This is a genomic window from Sandarakinorhabdus sp. (genome assembly GCF_051860625.1).
GTDB lineage: Bacteria > Pseudomonadota > Alphaproteobacteria > Sphingomonadales > Sphingomonadaceae > Sandarakinorhabdus.
The window spans coordinates 279,763-297,634 of sequence record NZ_JBHYDQ010000001.1 but is presented as its reverse complement, the minus strand read 5'-3'; the positions used below and the strand labels follow the sequence as shown (position 1 = coordinate 297,634).

Sequence of the window (17,872 nt, the reverse complement as noted above, 5' to 3'; positions counted from 1 at the left end):
TGCCTCAACCCGCCGACAACACATCGTCGGACCAGCGCTGGCGCCGGACAAGCTTGCCGGCCAGACCAGAGATGAAGCCTGTGATCTTGCCGAACCAGCGATCAAGCGCGCCGATGGGCTGGCCGCCCGGTTTCCCCAGCACATGATAGAGCCAAAGCGCACCGCCCATGAACAGCGCGAAGGGCACCCACTGCGCCAACATCGGATCGACACGGCCCAACTGGCCCATGCGCTCCCCATATTCGGTGAACTTGTGGAAAGTGACGAGCGCGATGATCGACAGGAACACGCCCAGGGCCGATGTCGATCGCTTGGGCGGCACCGCCATCGCCAGCGCCAGGAAGGGCAGCACGAACATCACCACACATTGCACCAGGCGGCGGTGGAAGGTGGCGCTGGCACCGCGACGTTCGGCCTCGGTGTCGGCATACAGCATCGTGCGCAGCAATTCGGGCAAGACCGCCTCCAGATTGCCTTCGCCGCGCTGGCGGAAGGCCGCCATTTCCGGCAGGCGGATCGGCAGGTCGTGCTGCACAAAGCCAAGCACCCGCGGCGTCGAGCCCGGCGTCGGACTGTGCACCAGCGTGCCATCGGTCAGGCGCAGCAGGATATATTCGGGATCATCGGTCGCCAGGAAGGTGCCGCGCGCCGCCGTGGCCGCAATCGTCTGCCCGACCTTGCCATCGGCATCGCGCGCCACGGCCCGCACGAACAACCCGCGCAGATCGGCCCCGCCGCCACGCGATTCCTCCACACGCAGCGTCAGGCCGCCACCCAGATCGGCAAACTCACCCACCTTGATCGAGGCGCCAAGCGCGCCCGAGCGCAGTTCAAAGCGCAGATTTTCATAAGCATAGCGCGTAACCGGTTGCAGCCAGCCGACGATGCCGAAATTGACCACGGCAAACACGATGGCAAACAGGAACGGCACCCGCAGCAAGCGGCCATAGGACACACCCACCGCCAGCAGGGAATCCAGTTCCGACGACATCGCCAGCCGCCGGAACGCCAGCAGGATGCCCAGCATCACCCCGATCGGAATGCCCAGCGACAGATATTCCGGCAGCAGATTGCCCAGCATGCGCCAGACCACCGACACCGGGCCGCCTTCGTTGATGACGAAATCAAACAATCGCAGCATGCGATCGAGCACAAGCAACATCGCGGCCACAACCAGCGTGCCAATCAATGGCACGAGGATGAGGCCGAACAAATACCGGTCAATCCGCTTGATCACGCCGAAACAAATATCCTTGCCGGACGCAAGGCAGGCGACCGGATGCCCGACTTATAGCCGCGCCCTATCCGTCGGTCATGGAAAAACGCGAAGGTACCGGGTCAGGCGGGCACGGCCAGCGGCAGGCCGCAGATTTCAGCCGCCTGATCAAAGCGGGCGAGCACCGCATCGATCTGATCGTCGCGATGCAGCGCGCAGATCGAGCAGCGCAGCAGATACACGCCGGCGGGGGTGGCGGGCGGTCGGCTCATGTTCACATAAACACCGAGCTCAATCAGCGCCGACCACATGCGGGCCGTGGTTTCCTGATCGGGCATCAGCACCGAAACAATGGCGCTTTCCGGGGTGGCCGTGGCGAGGCGGAAACCGCGCTCGGTCAGGCCGCCATGCAGGCGGCGCGTGGCCTCCCACAGCCGCGCCCGCTTGTCGTGGGCGGTCATCAGCTTGCGGATGGAGGTGGCAGCGCAGGCCACAACGGCCGGCGGCAAGGACGCCGTGAAGGTATAGGGGCGGCACACCAGGCGCAGGATTTCGAACTTGGGATGGTTCGACACGCAGAAGCCACCGACGGTGCCCACCGATTTGGAGAAGGTGCCAACCACGAAATCGACATCGTCGGCGACGCCGGCTTCTTCATAGACGCCGCGGCCATGCTCGCCGAAAAAGCCCATGCCATGGGCCTCGTCGACCAGCACCATGCAGCCATGCGCCTTGGCGATGGCGACCAGCTCCTGCAACGGCGCGATGTCACCCAGCATCGAATAGACGCCTTCCAACACGACCAGCTTCCCGCAATCGGGCGGCAGGCGGTTCAGGCGCTTTTCGAGATCGGCGGCGTCATTGTGGCGGAACCGCACGATATCGGCGTTCGACATCTTGCAGCCATCATAGATGCTGGCGTGGCTGTCGGCATCCAGGATGATGAAATCACCCTTGCCGGCCAGCGTGGAGACCATGCCGAGATTGGCCTGATAGCCGGTGGAAAACACCATGGCATGATCCATGCCATAGAAGTCCCTGAGGGCGTCCTCGCATTCCTTGTGCGTCTGATAGGTGCCATTCAGCACGCGGCTGCCGGTGGTGCCGGCGCCGAAATCCCGGATCGCGGCCTGTCCGGCAGCGATCACGTCGGGATCGAAGGTCATGCCCATGTAATTATAGGTGCCGAGCAGGATGGTGTGCCGGCCCTTGATGATGGCTTCGGTGGGCGACAGCACTTTTTCCATCACGATGCCGAACGGATCGCGGATGCCGCTGGACAGCAGGCCGGCATGCTCGGCGATGAGCGGATCATATTTCGCCAGAAGGTCAACCGTCATCGCCTCAGCCATTCTTGACGACCAGCCCGTGCACCGCATCGGCCACCTGGCCGATGGTTTCCAGATCGGGCAGCATGTTCAGCGGGATCATGATGTCCCACTCATCCTCCATGCTGGCCACCAGATCCATCACGGTCAGGCTGTCCATCTCCATGTCGCCGGCGAAACTGGTGGTTTCGCCCAAAGCAATCTTCTTGGCATTCAGCGGCTCGATCAGTTCGAGAATGCGAGCGTAAACGCTGGCGCGGTCAGTCATGGTGGCTCCCGGTCGTCGCGCGGTGCAGTGGCCGCGATGTCACACGCCCTTGCCCACACATCATGGCCAAATTGCGGAGCAGCGTCGATGCTGTATCATGGGCACATGCCCGATCTCGCCGACGTGACCGATGCCAGCCAGGACAGCGCCCCGCCGCGCGTGGCGGGCGAAGCCCACCCCAATGCGATCCACATGATCCGCACCATGCAGGCCCATCATGTCACCCTGTCGGCCATGGCCGATCAGAAGGCCAACATCATCATCGGCGTCAATTCGGTGATCTTTGCGCTGGTGGTGAAAGAAGCCGCCACCAATCCGGCACTGATGCTGTTGGCCGCGTCGTCGGGGCTGGCGGCGGTGTTGTGCATGCTGGCCGTGGTGCCCGTGGTGGGCGGCGCGGGAAAAGGGCCAGCGCCGCCGCCCAATCTGCTGTTCTTCGCCGGCTTCAGCCGAATGAGCGAGGCGGATTGGATGGCCTGGCTGGACGACACCACCGCAGCAGACCACAGCATCCAGTTGGCGATGGCCCGCGATGTCTACCAGCTCGGCCAGGTGCTGGCCCGCAAGAAGTATAAATATCTCGGCTGGGGCTATCGGGTGTTCATCGGCGGCTTGATCGGCACATTCGTGCTGTTCGTGCTGCAGACATTGCTGAAGCTCTGACGCACTTTGTTACAGGCAAGCCGCAGTGTCGATCGTGACACCGCTGGTCAAACGTTACAGCCAGTGCAATGATTCCGTCACAATGCGGGGAGTATTGAGACACATGGACGATTCAGAACCGCCGCCGCATGGTCACTCGATCTATCTGCTCCGCACCATGCAGCAGCAACATATGACCCTTTCGGCCATGGCTGATCAGAAGGCGAACATGTTGCTTGGCGTTGCCTCGGTCATGCTGGCGCTGGTGGTGCGCAACGGCACTCTGGTCAATCTGCAGCCGCCGCTGCTGATCCTCACGCTCACGGCGTTTCTGGCGGCCCTGTGCTGCATGCTGGCGGTCGTGCCGGCCTTCGGCCGATCCCCCACCCGCGTCGAGCTGCCCGGCTTCCAACCCAACATGCTGTTCTTTGGCGTCTTCGCAGAACTGCCCGAGAAAGAGTTTCAAACGAGGATGCGCACCATCATGGGATCGGATGAAGCGATTTACCAGGCCATGCTGCGCGACGTGCATCAGCAGGGGCTGGTGCTGAAAACCAAGAAATATCGCTTTCTCGGCTACGCCTATCGGATTTTCATCATTGGCACGGCGCTGACCCTCGTGGCCCTGCTGCTCCAGTTTGCGATGAGCTAAAGCAGCTTGCGGGCGCGCGCTTCGGCTATGGTCGCCGCCAGCCCACTTGCAGCGCCAATTTGCGGCGCCCAATCGTCTGCCAACAGCGCATTGCCGCCGCGGGCGACCCAGTCCGGATGCGCGAGATAGCGGGCGCGGTCACAGCTGAGCTTGGGGAGTTTGCCCTGCAAGCGCGCTGCGGCGGTTGCCACCCGCGCTGCTGCGGCCAGCACGCCGGGCGCAATCGGCACTGTGTATACCCGCCGTCCCAAGGCGGCAGCGATCAGCCTATTATAGGCCGCATGCGTGTAGCCGCCGGCATCGCCCATGCCGTCATCCAGCTCCAGGATCTGGTGCGACGGCCCGCCTGTCGCCAGCACCAGCAGCGCGCGCGCCAGATCATCGACATGGATGAGGCTGATGCGTCCGCCGCGCCCGCCCGGTGCCATGCCCAGACCCCAGGCGGCAGCGCGAAACACTTCGAGCATCTCGGTGTCGCCCGGCCCGTAAACGCCCGGCGGCCGCACCAGCACCCAATCCAGTCCGCTTGCCATCACCAGCGCATCGCCCTGCGCTTTCGAAGCACCATAGTGAGACAGCGCCGGTTCGCGTGCAGCGACACTGGAGACATGGACAAAGCGCCTGACGCCAGCGGCCTCGGCTGCGGCCAACATGTTGGCGGTGCCGGTCACGTTGCCGGCCAGAAAGCCGGCTTCATCCGCAGCATTCACCACGCCGGCGATGTGGATGATTGCCGCTGCGCCCCTGCACAGGTCAGCCAGCGCGGGCGCGTTGTGGAGATGGCCCACCACCCATTCGACATCGGCCTGCGGTGGTTGTGGCCGGCGGGTCAATGCCCGCACCGGCCTGCCGGCCAGCGCCAGCACGCGTTTGCCGACGAAGCCGGTGGCGCCGGTGATGGCAATCATCGCCCCGTCGCTGCCCGCCGGCGCGGCGGCCTGGGTCAAGCTGCAACCTCGAACGGCTGAATCTCGCCCGACAGATATTGCAGCCGCGCCTTGGAACGCGACAATTTGCCGGACGATGTGCGCGGCAGCGTGCGCGGTGGCACCAGTTCGACCACGCAGCTCATGCCGGTGATGGCCTTCACCTTGGTCCGGATCGCGTCGCGCAGCTTCAGGCGCTCGTCATTGTCGCTGGTGCGGCACTGCACCAGCACGGCCGGGGCTTCCTCGCCAGACGGGGTGGTGATCGAAAAGGCGGCGATGTCGCCGGCCTTGAAGCCGGGCAGTTGCTCGATCGCCCATTCGATATCCTGCGGCCAGTGATTCTTGCCATTGATGATGATCATGTCCTTGGCGCGCCCGACGATATAGAGCGAGCCGTCCTTCATATAGGCCATGTCGCCGGTATCGAGCCAACCGTCGGCCGACAGGGCCGCCGCAGTGGCTTCGGGATCGCGGAAATAGCCGGCCATGACGCCCAGACCGCGCACGAACACGCGGCCGATCTTGCGGTCCGGCAGGATCTGGCCGAATTCGTTGCGCACTTCGATGGTCAGGCCGGGCACCGCCTTGCCGCAGTTGACGATCGCGCGGTAGCGGGTGGGCAGGCGGTGATCGACGCGCGGTTCGGCGCTGGCGCCCGACAAGGTGCGCTCGTCGATCAGGTCGCACTGGATGCCTTCACCCACCGGCATGATGGTGACCGCCAATGTGGCTTCGGCCAGGCCATAGCTGGGCAGGAAGGCACTGGCGCGGAAACCGGCCGGGGCAAAGATATCGACAAAGGCCTGCATGACTTCCGGGCGGATCATGTCCGCGCCATTGCCGGCCACGCGCCAGCGCGACAGGTCATAACGCTCGGCAACCGGGATGGAGGGCGAAATGCGCCGCGCGCAAATATCGTAGCCGAAGGTGGGCGAGTAGCTCAGCGTGTTGTCGGGATTGCGGCTGATCAGCGTCAGCCACGACAACGGGCGGCGCGCGAAATCCTCGGTGGCGAGATAATCCACGGAAATCTGGTTGGCCATCGGCGCCAGCATGCAGCCGACCAGCCCCATGTCGTGATACCAGGGCAGCCAACTGACCACCCGGTCGCCTTCGCCGGCATGGGTGCAATGGGCATGGCCGGCCAGATTGGCCAGCAGCGCCTCGTGGGTGACGGCGACGCCGTGCGGGAAGCGCGTGGAACCGCTGCTGTATTGCAGATAGGCGATGTCGCCCGGGTTCGCGACCGGCAGCGGTGCATCGGGTGCATCGGCGGCAAACCAATCGTCCCAATCATGGGCGGCGCACAGGCCGGTGGCGGCATCGGCCACGATCGGATGCAGGCCGGGCGGCGACAGCAGCATCAACGGGTCACAACTGGTCAGTTGGACTCGGATCTGGTCCACATAGGCTTCCCGCCCACCAAAGCTGGTCGGCAGTGGCAGCGGGACCGGCAGCGCGCCGGCATAAATGGCGCCGAAAAACGCCGCGGCAAAGCCGGCACCGGTTTCGGCAATCATTGCGATGCGATCACCGGGCTGCACGCCTTCGGCAATGAACTGCCGCGCGTGGCGACGGGCATCGACGGCGAGATCGCGATAACGATAGGCGCGCACCAGATCGGCACGCGCATCGTGGAAATTGAAGCCCTTGTCCCCTTGCGCGGCATAATCCAGCGCCGCGCCAAGCGTGGCAAAGCGATTGGACCGCATCATCGGCAAGGCATCGCGTGTCGGGGTGGGTATCAGCGCTGGCTGGTCTGGCGCAGAGCCGGGCGGGGTTTCAGCCATCTTCATCTCCCTTGCGCAGCTCCAAGCCCGACCCGGCTGGCCACGCGTTCACATTTCTTCAAACTCGCATTCGCATGCCGGGGCGTTCAAATTCCGGCCTGAAAGTGGCAGGAACGTGGCATGAGCGAAGATCAGGGCGACAAGCCACCGGCAAGGCCACCCCGGCGAGTGCCTCCGCCGCTGAATGAAACCAGCCTGCGCGACCTGGCGCTTGGCTATGCGGCGCGCTTCGCGACCACGCAGGCGAAGCTGGCACACTATCTGGCGCACAAGCTGCAGGAACGCGGCTGGGCAGGTGAGCAGCCGGCTGACCCCCACGAGCTGATCGATCGGCTGGCCGCGCTTGGCTATGTGGATGATGCGGCGTTTGCGGCCATGAAAGGCCGCTCGATGGCGGCGCGTGGCCTGGGCGCCCGGCGCGTGTCGGATGCCTTGTCGGCGGCTGGTGTGGCGGCGGTCGATCGTGGTGCGCCGCCCGATGCAGCGCAGGCGTTGGTGACGGCGGTCGCCTTTGCGCGGCGCAAACGATTGGGGCCCTTTGCCCGCACGATCACGGCTGATCCAAAGCTCCGGCAAAAGGCGTTGGCCGCCATGCTGCGTGCGGGCCACAGCCTGGATGTGGCGCGGCGCGTGCTGGCAGCCGAATCAGGCGAAGCGGCCGAAGCGCTGTGCCATGCCGATCTTGAAGATTGAGGCGGCAAGCTTCAGCGGAGGCGTTGCTGGCTGCCTTTCGACCAACTGATCACCAGACCCAACGCCTGGCCCATGATCTCACCGGTCAGGGCGAACTGGCGGGGCCGCGGATCGCCGCGGTCTTCCAGCGCCAGATGCAGGCGTGGCTGCGCAGCCACGACGGCGGCCATCACCAGCAACACCATGCCCAGCCGCGATGTCCACCGGCTCGCCATCGTCCCTCTCCCCGCAGATGCATCTGGGCGCAGCCATCAAGGCGTTGCGGCCACATCCGTCCAAGCATGTGGCCGCGTTTCCCCATCTTGTTTCGATCAGTCTGACCCGAGCATTAACGCGGCAACCCCTCCTCAAAAAAATCCTGTTAGGAATGATTTGCATTATTGATTGCTCGCAGCGCCGCTGCTACGGCGATTGCGAATGAGTTGCAGTAAGGGATTTTTTGTGGGCACTCCGATCCGTAGGACCGACATGTCGATTGCGTTCTCGCCGCGAATGAGGCGGCTTGCCGTTCTGAGCGTCGCATTGGCCACCACGCCGGCGTTGGCGTCCGCACCCAACACGATGGCAGCCACTGCGGTGGCAGCGGCTGCTGAATCCGCCGCAGAATCAGCTGCCGAATCGGCGGCAGAATTGGCCGAAGCCGTCGTGCCCGATACTGAGATCATCGTTGTCGGCGATGCGATTCGGGCCAGGCGCATTGCCGGATCGACGGCGCTGGTGGACGAAACCGATCTCCGGCGCAGCCGGGTGTTCACGGCCAATGATGCCCTGCGCCAGGTTGCCGGCCTGTTCCCGCGGGACGAGGAAGGCGCTGGTGCGCGTCCCAACATCGGTATTCGCGGCCTCAATCCGGTGCGCTCGACCAAGGTGCTGCTTTTGGAAGATGGCGTTCCGCTCGGCTATGCGCCCTACGGTGACAATGCCGCTTATTACCATCCACCGATCGAGCGCTTCAATCGGCTGGAAGTGCTGAAAGGTGCGGCGCAGGTGCGCTTCGGCCCTCAAACGATCGGTGGTGTCATCAACTACATCACGCCGGATGCTCCGGAAAACTTCACGGCGCGCGGCATGATAAGCGCCGGCAATCGCGACACATTGAACATCGATGGTTTGATCGGCGGACGGGCATTGGGCGGCGGTCTGCTCCTGCACGTCAACCACAAGCAGACCGACGGCAACCGTGACAATCAGGCTTTGCGCTTTACCGATGTCTTCGTGAAAGGCAGTTGGGAACTGGGCGCCGATCACGGCATCACCCTGAAGCTGTCGCGCTTTCGGGAAGACAGCCAGGTCACCTATTCCGGTTTGACGCGCGCCGAGTTTGCGGCTGATCCGCGCGGCAACGTGTTCGTGAACGATGATTTCCAGATCGAACGCTGGAACGCCACGCTGGCGCACCGGTGGACGCTTTCAGACGCTGTCACCCTGAAGACGACGGCCTATTATCATTATTTCACCCGCGATTGGTGGCGCCAGTCATCCAACAGCGGTCAACGACCGAACGACGCCAGCGATCCGACCTGTGGCGGCATGGCCAATCTGCTTACCACCTGCGGCAATGAAGGCCGCCTGCGCGATTATGATACCTGGGGGGTGGAAAGCCGGTTGACCGTTTCGCACGATGCACTGGGTTTCGGCGGCGAGACCGAGATCGGCGTCCGCTACCATCAGGAACGTCAGCGGCGCCAGCAGGTCAACGGCGATACGCCCACCGCCCGCACGGCCGGGAACAGCGTGAATGCCGGGCTGCGGGAGAATAACGAGCGCGATGCCGATGCCTTCTCGGCCTTCATCCAATCGCGGTTGGAATTCGGCGCGTTGGCGATCATTCCGGGCGTGCGCGGCGAGTTCATCAATTTCGAGCGTCGCAATCTTCCGATCGACATCCTTGTCGGTGGCCGCCCATCCGGCAACGTTACGGCGCCGACGAGCGGTCGCCAGAACCTCGACAAGGTGCTGCCAGGCATTGGTGCCACCTGGGATATCGCCAAGGAGGTGACACTCTATGGCGGCGTGCACCGCGGTTTTGCGCCGCCGCGCGTCGAGGACATCATCACGGGCGCCGGCGGTTCCGTCGATCTGGATGCCGAACTCAGCTGGAATTGGGAAGCGGGCATCCGCGGCGACATCGTCAAGGGCCTGCGCGGCGATGCAACCTTCTTCGTGATGGACTTTGACAACCAGATCGTTGCGCAGTCGGTGGCGGGTGGTATCGGCGCCACGCTGACGTCGGCCGGACGCACGCTGCACCGCGGCGGCGAAGTTTCGTTGGTCATGTCGTCGCGCGATGCCGGCTGGACATCGCCTGAAACAGACATATTCGCGCGTCTCGCTGCCACCTGGGTGGCAACGGCCCGGTACAGCAGCACGCGGATTGCCACGGCGCCCTGCTTTGATGGCGCCGCGCCCGGCACGCTGGTCCAGACCAGCGCTGGGCCGGTCGCGTGCGGTGTCGGCCGCAATGTCCAGGGCAATCGCCTGCCCTACAGCCCCGAATGGCTGATGACCGCCGCCGTCGGCATCGAGCACAAGGGCTTCACCGGCCAGGTCGAAGTGGTCGGCCAGTCATCGATGTTTGCCGATGACATCAATCTCATTCCGGTGACGCCAGACGGTCAGCGTGGCCGCATCGGTGGCTGGGCCCAGGTCAACATGGCGGTGTCATACGGGCCGCCGAAGGGCAATTGGGAAGTGTTCGTTTCGGGTCGCAACCTGTTCGACCGGCTGTTCATCATCGATCGCGCCCGCGGTGTTCTGCCCGGCCAGCCCTTCATGTTTCAGGGCGGGGTGACCTTCCGCTATTGATCGGCGCACGGCGAACGAAAAAGGGGGGCGGTGCCGGTTGGCGCCGCCCCCCCTTTCATTTTCCTGACGGCTCAGGCTTCTTCGATCGGCGCCGGCAGTGCCTTTGGTGCCTTCTTGGTCTTCAGCTTCTTGACCGCCGAAACGATCTCGAAGGCCAGTTCATTGTCCTTCAGGTGCACGCGCACTTCGCCGCCACCCACCAGCTTGCCGAACAGCAGTTCCTCGGCCAGCGGCTGCTTGATCTTCTCCTGAATCAGCCGGCCCATCGGGCGCGCGCCATACAGGCGATCATAGCCGCGCTCGATCAGCCAGGCCTTGGCTTCGTCGGTCAGGCTGATGTGCACATCGCGATCGGCCAACTGCATTTCCAGTTGCAGCACGAACTTGTCGATCACCAGGGCCACCACCGACGGCGGCAGATAGGCGAACGGCACGATGGCATCCAGGCGGTTGCGGAATTCCGGGCTGAACAATTTCTTGATCGCTTCCTCGTCCTCACCTTCGCGGTTGCTGGAACCGAACCCGATGCCTTCGCGCGCCATGTCGGCGGCACCGGCGTTGGTGGTCATGATCAGGATGATGTTGCGGAAATCGACCGTCTTGCCGTGGTGATCGGTCAATTTGCCGTTGTCCATCACCTGCAGCAGGATGTTGAACAGGTCCGGATGGGCCTTTTCGATTTCATCGAGCAGCAGCACCGAATGCGGCTGCTGATCGACTGCATCGGTGAGCAGACCGCCCTGATCGAAACCGACATAGCCCGGAGGCGCCCCGATAAGCCGGCTGACCGAGTGCCGCTCCATATATTCCGACATGTCGAAGCGGGTGAGCGGGATGCCCATGATTTCGGCCAATTGCTTGGCCACTTCCGTCTTGCCGACGCCGGTGGGGCCACTGAACAAATAGCTGCCGATCGGCTTGTTGGGTTCGCGCAGGCCAGCCCGCGACAGCTTGATGGCACTGGCCAGCTTGTCGATGGCGGCATCCTGACCGAACACCACCCGCTTCAGATCGGCTTCCAGCGTGGCGAGCTGCGCCTTGTCATCGCTCGAAACACTTTTGGGCGGAATGCGCGCCATGGTGGCGATCACCGCCTCGACTTCCTTGACGCCGATCACCTTGCGGCGCCGATGTTCGGGCAGCAGCATCTGTGACGCGCCGGTCTCGTCGATCACGTCGATCGCCTTGTCGGGCAGCTTGCGGTCGTTGATGTAACGCGCCGATAGCTCGACCGCCGCCTTGATGGCATCGGGCGTGTATTTCAGCTTGTGGTGATCCTCATAGCTCGACCGCAGGCCCATCAGGATCTTGATGCTGTCCTCCACGCTCGGCTCGTTCACATCGATCTTCTGGAACCGGCGCAGCAGGGCGCGGTCCTTCTCGAAATGATTGCGGAACTCCTTGTAGGTGGTCGAACCGATACAGCGAATCGCGCCCGAAGACAGCGCCGGCTTCAGCAGGTTGGAGGCATCCATGGCGCCGCCGCTGGTGGCACCGGCCCCGATTACCGTGTGGATTTCATCGATGAACAGCACCGCGTGCGGCAGCTTTTCCAGCTCGTTGACGACATTCTTCAACCGCTCTTCGAAATCACCACGGTAGCGCGTGCCGGCCAGCAGCGCGCCCATATCGAGGCTGTAAATTACTGCTGGCTTCAACACGTCGGGCACCTGGCCTTCGACGATCTTGCGCGCCAGGCCTTCGGCAATCGCGGTTTTCCCGACGCCGGGATCACCCACATAGAGCGGGTTGTTCTTGGAACGCCGGCACAGGATCTGGATGGTGCGATCCACCTCGGGCCCGCGGCCGATCAACGGATCGACCTTGCCCAGCTTGGCCTTCTCGTTGAGGTTGACGGTGAACTGCTTCAGGGCACTTTCATTGCCCTTCTTCTCGGCCTTTTCGGCCTTGGCCGGCTTTTCTTCCGGCTCCTCACGGTCGCTGCCGCCGCCCGCGCCGCCATTCGAACCGCGCGGCGGCTTCGTTTCGGACTGGCCGGATTTGGCGATGCCATGGCTGATGAAGCTCACCGCATCCAGACGGGTCATGTCCTGCTGCTGCAGGAAGAACACCGCATGGCTTTCGCGTTCGGAAAACAGCGCGACCAGCACATTGGCGCCGGTCACTTCCTCGCGGCCGCTGGACTGCACATGCAGGATGGCGCGCTGCACCACCCGCTGGAACCCGGCGGTGGGCGATGGATCGACACTGGAATCGGCCTTCAGCGCCGACAATTCGGTGTCGAGATAACGGATCAACTGGCTCTGCAGCTCTTCCAGCTCGACATTGCAGGCCTTCATCACCTGGGCGGCATGATTGTCGGTGGTCAGCGCCAGCAGCAGATGTTCCAGCGTGGCATATTCGTGCGTGCGCCGGGCGGCTTCGGCCAGGGCGTTGTGCAGGGTCTTTTCGAGTTCGCGCGTGAACGACGGCATCAAATTCTCCGGGGCGCGGCCTTCATGGGGTCGAAGACGCGCCGTTTGCCGGCCGGGCCTGTTGCGCGGCCTTGTTGGAATGTCTGCCTCGCATGGCCAAACATCAAGGGGCAAACGGCCTATCCCGGCATTATTGTGTGTGGCATCAGCGCACAGCCAAGGCCGAACAACGCCGGGCGCAATTGCGGCTGGCCAACCGGCACCGGCTTGCGCCATCCTCGGCCAAGCCTTCACCAGTGGGGGAGTGATCGTGCGACATCTGCTTCTGATTGCCGTCATGCTCGCCGCCATCCCGGCGGCGGCGCGCGACAATCCGGTCGGGTATCTGCCAGAGCAACAGGTCAAAGCCCTGTTGCGACAGATCCCGGAGCCGCCAGAGCCGGGCAGCGCGGCAGACAAGGCCGATCGCCAACGCTACCGCGAATCGGCCAGCGGTATCGGCAATGCCGCATGGCAGCGCGCGACGGGCCAGCTTACGGTGAATGCCACCAGCTATCGCCGGCAGATGTCCTGTGCGCTGGGGGTGACTGTGGGGCCAAAGGGAACGCCGGCCGCAGCCGCCGTGCTGGCGCGTGCTGCTGTCGATGCCAAGCTGATTGGCGGATTGGCCAAGGATTATTTTCAGCGGTCTCGCCCGTTCACGATCGAAGGCGGCCGCACCTGCGATCCGAACAGTGCAAAGAACAAGGGCGTGCAACTGGGCTACGCCTACCCGTCGGGCCATGCCACGACGGGGCTGTTGTGGGGGCTCATTCTGGCGGACATGCTGCCCCAGCGCCGTGCTGCCGCGGTGGCGTTTGGCAAGGAAACCGGTGATCTGCGGGTGGCATGCCGTGTGCACTGGCAATCCGACGTCGTCGCCGGGCAGCAACTTGCCGGCACGCTGTACAAGTTGATTGCAGCCAGGCCCGCCTATCAGGCTGATCTTGCCAAGGCGCGGGCTGAACTTACCACATCACCGCCGCTAGCAGGCTGTTGACCATGCCGATGCAATTGGTCAGGACCGCAGGGACGCGCCATCATCACGCCGCCAGCCATACAGGATTTCCGATGCGCTTTTTCCTTGCTGCCGCTCTGCTTGCTGCCACCCCCGCCGCCGCGCAGCCGGCACCGCCATCCATGATGGACCGCATGCAGTCTGCCGCCGCGCAGCCGACGGCCGGCTATGTCGCCGACAAGCCCGAGTTGACCATGCTGCGTCTGCTGCCGCCCCCGCCCGAAAGCGGCAGCAGCGATGACAAGGCCGACCGCTTTCTGTATCGCGAATCGCGGCGCGGCATTGGCGGCCCGCAATGGCAGGCGGCGATCAGCCAGTTGAGTGTGACCAGCCCGAGCTTCGTGAAGGCGATCAGTTGTGCGCTGGGGGCCGAACTGGGGCCGCAAACGCCGGCCACGCTCACCCTGCTGCGCCGGGCCGGTACCGATCTGGCGCGCGGGGTGAACGCCGCCAAGGATTATTACAAGCGCCCCCGCCCGTTCGCCACGGATCGCGGAAAGGCCTGCGATCCTGATGCGGCGGTCGATGGCGGCAAGCCGCTGGGTTTTGCCTATCCGTCCGGCCATTCCGCCGTCGGCTGGCTGTGGGGGCTGATCCTGTCGGACGCACGACCTGCACGCAGCGCCGAGCTGCTAAAATTCGGCAAGGCCACCGGCGATCTGCGCGTGGCCTGCCGAGTGCATTGGGCATCGGATGTCACCGGCGGCCGTCTGCTGGCGACGGCACTCTATCAACGCATTTCCGACACCGAAGACTATAAGGCCGATCTGGCCAAGGCCCGCACCGAACTCAGCCTGGTGCCGGTGCCGGAAGGCTGCGGGACCCGCTGACCTGCGCCCACCCCAACCTCCTGCAAACAAAAGGTTGGGGTGGGCCAAGCCTTACGCTGGCACCGCCTGGTTGAACGGCGTGTCCTTGTCCGGCCGCATGTCGCCGGGCAGGCCCAGCACGCGTTCGGCGATGATATTGCGCAGGATTTCGTCGGTGCCGCCGGCAATGCGCAGGCCGGCCGAACCGATGTAGCTGCCCTGCAGCTTGGCCAGTTCCGGATCGGCATCATCACCGGCCACGAAGCCATCGCCGCCGGCCATGTCCAGCGCGAAGCTGGCCAGATCCTGCATGGTCTTGGCCACCACCACCTTGGAAATCGATTGTTCCGGCCCCGGCACCTGCCCCTTTGACAATGCAGACAGCGCCCGCATCTGGGTCAGCTTGATGCCCTGATCGTTGATATAGGTCTGGGCGATCTTCTGGCGCACATCGCTGGCGGCAATCGCCGGATTGCCATCGGGGGCATCGACGCCCTTGGCCAGCTTGATCAGCGTTTCATAGCCCGGCGCGTAACGTGGCTTGCCGCCCACCGCGAGGCGCTCGTGCATCAGCGTGGTCAGCGCCACCTTCCAGCCGTCGCCCACGGCGCCCAGCCGGTGCGAGTCCTTCACGCGCACGCCATCGAAGAACACTTCGTTGAAATCGCTGCCGCCCGACATCTGCTTGATGCCCTTCACGGTCACGCCCGGCGCCTTCATGTCCACGATGAACATGGTCAGGCCCTTGTGCTTGGGCTTCGATGGATCGGTGCGGGTCACCACGATGCCGAAATCGGATGCGTGGGCAAAGCTGGTCCACACTTTCTGGCCATCGATCACCCATTCATCACCATCCTGCACCGCCTTGGTGCGAATGCCGGCCAGATCGGAGCCGGCCGCCGGTTCGGAGAACAACTGGCACCAGACTTCTTCACCGAGCAGCGCCTTGGGCACATAGCGCTGGATCGCTTCGGGCTGGCCGTGGGTGAACACGGTCGGGATGCACATGCCAAGGCCAATGGAATACAGGCCCGATGGCACGTGGAAGCGGCTTTCTTCCTGGCTGTAGATGATGGAATGCATCGGCGTCAGGCCCTGGCCGCCGAACATGGTGGGCCAGGTGATGCCGGTGTAGCCGGCGGCATGCTTCTTGGCCTGCCAGGCTTTTGACCGGGCGATGAACTCCGGCAGTTTCCAGCTTTCGGCCGGCGGTTCGCGATATTCGGCGGCGTTGTCCTCCAGCCAGGCGCGCACCTTGGCGCGATATTCGGCTTCGTGGCTGTTGTCGTTGAAATCCATGGTCACTCTCCCAACCCTAACTGTCCCATTCAACCGCTCATGCCGAGCCTGTCGAGGGCACCAAATGTCACGCCGCCCCCGTGACGCTGCACCGTCACGCTGCCGCCCGGTTGCGTTGCTCCAGCGCGCGCACCAGCCGTTCCGCCCACCAGCCGCGCGGGCCCAGCGCCGAAACCAGCGTGCGGTTGCGCCGGTAATAAAATTGGCAATCGCTTTCCCAGGTGAAGCCGATGCCGCCGTGCAACTGCACATTTTCCTCGGCACAGAACGCCAGCGCATCCAGGCTGGCCACCCGCGCGGCGGCTGCCGCCTGCCGCAGTTCGGCGCCATTGGTGCCGATCATCGCCAGCCCGTGCAGCGCATGGGCGCGCGCCAGTTCCAGCTTGATATACATGTCGGCGCACTTGTGCTTCACCGATTGATAACGGCCGATCTTCTGGCCAAAGGCCACGCGCGTCTTGGCATAATCCACGCTCATCGCCATGGCGGCGGCCGCCGTGCCGATGGCTTCATAGGCCAGGATCACCGCGGCGCGATCCAGCCAATCCTGATACGCACCGGCATCGCCCAGCGCCTGTGCCGGCGTGTTGTTCAGGGTCAGCGTGCCATGGCGGCGCACCAGATCGAGCGTTTCCACCGGCGCCGTTGCCACATCCTGCAGATCGACCAGATACAGCGACGGGCCATCTTCGCCCGCCGCGACAACGATGGCGAGATGCGCGTTGGCCAGATCGGGCACCGGCTGCTTCACGCCGGTCAGGCCATTGCTGCCCGCCGTCGTCTTGACCGTGGCGGGGTTCACCGCACCCGGCTCGCTCCAGGCAACGGTGGCGATGGTTTCGCCACTGGCGATGCCGGGCAGCCAGCGCGCCTGCTGTTCTTCGCTCCCGGCCAGCACCAGCGCTTCGGTGGCCAGCAAGGTGGCGACCAGCGGGATGTGCGCCAGCGTGGCCCCGGCCGCTTCGGCGAGTTGCGCGGTTTCCTCGATGCTCAGGCCCAGGCCGCCATGGGCTTCGGGCACGCGCGCCGCCGTCCAGCCCAGTTCGGCGATTTCGGCCCACAGCGCGGCATCCATGGCCGGCGCATCGGCCGCCATCGCCTTGCGCGCCGGGCCGGTGCCGGCCTTTTCAGCAAACAATTTCCGGGCCTGATCGCCAAGCGCCTTGGCTTCATCGGAAAAATCGAAATTCATGTGGAACTCCCGCAAACTGGATCGGCGGCAGATTACGCGCACGTCAGGCCGAGGCAACCTGTCGCTTTTGATTTGCGGTCAGACCTTGCAGCCCGCCAGATGTTCATAGTGCGGCCGGCATTCATCGCGCACGCGCGCCGCATCGCCCGCCAGAACCGGCAATGGGCCTTCGATCCCGTCAAAACCGGTGGAGGCCAGCACCCGCCCATACCAGTGCGGCGCCCACACCCCATCGCTGGCGTGCGGGCCGGCCGGCCAGCGCAGCATCGCGGCATCGAACGCGATGCCCAACGCCGCGCACAGCCGGGCCAGCGTGCCGGCGGGATCGGCCAGCACATCGGCCGAATCGACAACCGGCGGGGCGTGGCCCAGGCGATCGGCTTCGCGATCGAACCATTCCCGCTGCTGCGCAAAGCCCAGCCCCTGTGCCGTCATGGTCTCGCGCTTGGCGGCATAGCTGGCGATCACCCGTTCCGGCGCGCGGATCAGGAAGGCGTGCCGGAATTCGGGCCGAAAATCAGCAAGATCGCCCAGCGCCACCGGCCCGACCATGTGGTGCACCATATGTTTCTGATACCAGATCGGGCGATCACACGGCCCGGAAAGCGCCGCGGTCACGCTGTGCCAGTCGCAATCCATGGCGGCGATCACGTCTTCGGCCATCGGGTGATCATCCCCGGTCTGCTTCAGATAGGCGCCATAATAGGGTTCGTCGCTCACCACCGTGTCGGCGCGGCTGCCGAAACTGCGCATCATCGCGGTGGAAAGATTGCGTGGGCCAGACCACATGGCAATACGAAGGGGTTGGGCGATCCGC

The 17,872-nt window shown here is 64.3% G+C and carries 16 protein-coding genes; 6 read left to right on the top strand and 10 right to left on the bottom strand.

Going from position 1 to position 17,872, the window contains the following annotated elements:
- Window positions 1-4: 4 nt before the first annotated feature.
- The 3 genes from ACTIEZ_RS01440 to ACTIEZ_RS01430 all read right to left on the bottom strand — a co-directional run bounded on the left by ACTIEZ_RS01440 (window position 5) and on the right by ACTIEZ_RS01430 (window position 2,812).
- Window positions 5-1,237 (bottom strand): LptF/LptG family permease, encoded by a 1,233-nt coding sequence (locus tag ACTIEZ_RS01440; protein ID WP_439544859.1) that lies wholly within the window; start codon window positions 1,235-1,237, stop codon window positions 5-7.
- Between the two features lie 101 nt (window positions 1,238-1,338).
- Window positions 1,339-2,556, bottom strand: a complete 1,218-nt coding sequence (gene spt, locus ACTIEZ_RS01435; protein ID WP_439544858.1) for a serine palmitoyltransferase — start codon at window positions 2,554-2,556, stop codon at window positions 1,339-1,341.
- A gap of 4 nt (window positions 2,557-2,560) precedes the next feature.
- A complete protein-coding gene (locus ACTIEZ_RS01430; RefSeq protein WP_439544857.1) occupies window positions 2,561-2,812 on the bottom strand; it encodes an acyl carrier protein in 252 nt (83 codons plus the stop codon).
- An 87-nt stretch (window positions 2,813-2,899) separates the two neighbouring features.
- Here ACTIEZ_RS01430 and ACTIEZ_RS01425 point away from each other — a divergent pair, with 87 nt between their 5' ends.
- Window positions 2,900-3,475, top strand: a complete 576-nt coding sequence (locus tag ACTIEZ_RS01425) for a Pycsar system effector family protein (RefSeq protein WP_439544856.1) — start codon at window positions 2,900-2,902, stop codon at window positions 3,473-3,475.
- Between the two features lie 103 nt (window positions 3,476-3,578).
- On the top strand, window positions 3,579-4,106 hold the full coding sequence (locus ACTIEZ_RS01420; protein WP_439544855.1) for a Pycsar system effector family protein: 528 nt from the start codon (window positions 3,579-3,581) through the stop codon (window positions 4,104-4,106).
- On the opposite strand, the gene ACTIEZ_RS01415 is transcribed toward ACTIEZ_RS01420, so the two are convergent.
- Both ACTIEZ_RS01415 and ACTIEZ_RS01410 read right to left on the bottom strand, forming a co-directional pair.
- Window positions 4,103-5,053, bottom strand: coding sequence for an NAD-dependent epimerase/dehydratase family protein (locus tag ACTIEZ_RS01415; protein WP_439544854.1), 951 nt, complete (start codon window positions 5,051-5,053; stop codon window positions 4,103-4,105). The genes ACTIEZ_RS01420 and ACTIEZ_RS01415 overlap by 4 nt on opposite strands.
- Window positions 5,050-6,831 carry a fatty acyl-AMP ligase gene (locus tag ACTIEZ_RS01410; RefSeq protein WP_439544853.1) on the bottom strand — a complete coding sequence of 594 codons (1,782 nt, stop codon included), beginning with the start codon at window positions 6,829-6,831 and terminating at the stop codon, window positions 5,050-5,052. Before ACTIEZ_RS01410 ends, ACTIEZ_RS01415 begins: the two co-directional genes overlap by 4 nt.
- A 114-nt stretch (window positions 6,832-6,945) precedes the next feature.
- Between ACTIEZ_RS01410 and ACTIEZ_RS01405 the strand changes: the two genes are divergently transcribed.
- Window positions 6,946-7,518: a regulatory protein RecX gene (locus ACTIEZ_RS01405; RefSeq protein WP_439544852.1), complete on the top strand. Its 573-nt coding sequence runs from the start codon at window positions 6,946-6,948 to the stop codon at window positions 7,516-7,518.
- Window positions 7,519-7,529: 11 nt separating this feature from the next.
- Here the strand turns inward: ACTIEZ_RS01405 and ACTIEZ_RS01400 are convergent, their stop codons facing one another.
- Window positions 7,530-7,733 carry a hypothetical protein gene (locus tag ACTIEZ_RS01400; protein WP_439544851.1) on the bottom strand — a complete coding sequence of 68 codons (204 nt, stop codon included), beginning with the start codon at window positions 7,731-7,733 and terminating at the stop codon, window positions 7,530-7,532.
- A 277-nt stretch (window positions 7,734-8,010) separates the two neighbouring features.
- On the opposite strand from ACTIEZ_RS01400, the gene ACTIEZ_RS01395 reads away from it, so the two are divergent.
- The gene (locus tag ACTIEZ_RS01395) at window positions 8,011-10,323 is read left to right on the top strand and encodes a TonB-dependent receptor family protein (RefSeq protein ID WP_439544850.1); all 2,313 of its coding nucleotides are present in this window, start codon (window positions 8,011-8,013) and stop codon (window positions 10,321-10,323) included.
- Window positions 10,324-10,394: 71 nt separating this feature from the next.
- On the opposite strand, the gene clpA is transcribed toward ACTIEZ_RS01395, so the two are convergent.
- The gene (clpA, locus tag ACTIEZ_RS01390) at window positions 10,395-12,758 is read right to left on the bottom strand and encodes an ATP-dependent Clp protease ATP-binding subunit ClpA (RefSeq protein ID WP_439544849.1); all 2,364 of its coding nucleotides are present in this window, start codon (window positions 12,756-12,758) and stop codon (window positions 10,395-10,397) included.
- A 250-nt stretch (window positions 12,759-13,008) separates the two neighbouring features.
- On the opposite strand from clpA, the gene ACTIEZ_RS01385 reads away from it, so the two are divergent.
- Window positions 13,009-13,737, top strand: a complete 729-nt coding sequence (locus ACTIEZ_RS01385) for a phosphatase PAP2 family protein (protein ID WP_439544848.1) — start codon at window positions 13,009-13,011, stop codon at window positions 13,735-13,737.
- 71 nt (window positions 13,738-13,808) lie between these two features.
- A complete protein-coding gene (locus ACTIEZ_RS01380) occupies window positions 13,809-14,585 on the top strand; it encodes an acid phosphatase (RefSeq protein ID WP_439544847.1) in 777 nt (258 codons plus the stop codon).
- A gap of 51 nt (window positions 14,586-14,636) precedes the next feature.
- Here ACTIEZ_RS01380 and ACTIEZ_RS01375 read toward each other — a convergent pair whose 3' ends face one another.
- The 3 genes from ACTIEZ_RS01375 to ACTIEZ_RS01365 form a co-directional block, all read right to left on the bottom strand.
- On the bottom strand, window positions 14,637-15,863 hold the full coding sequence (locus tag ACTIEZ_RS01375) for an acyl-CoA dehydrogenase family protein (RefSeq protein WP_439544846.1): 1,227 nt from the start codon (window positions 15,861-15,863) through the stop codon (window positions 14,637-14,639).
- Window positions 15,864-15,957: 94 nt separating this feature from the next.
- Window positions 15,958-17,055 (bottom strand): acyl-CoA dehydrogenase family protein, encoded by a 1,098-nt coding sequence (locus ACTIEZ_RS01370; RefSeq protein WP_439544845.1) that lies wholly within the window; start codon window positions 17,053-17,055, stop codon window positions 15,958-15,960.
- Window positions 17,056-17,133: 78 nt separating this feature from the next.
- Entirely contained in the window at window positions 17,134-17,844 is a 711-nt protein-coding gene (locus ACTIEZ_RS01365; protein WP_439544844.1) for an HAD family hydrolase, read from the bottom strand.
- Between the last annotated feature and the right edge of the window lie 28 nt (window positions 17,845-17,872).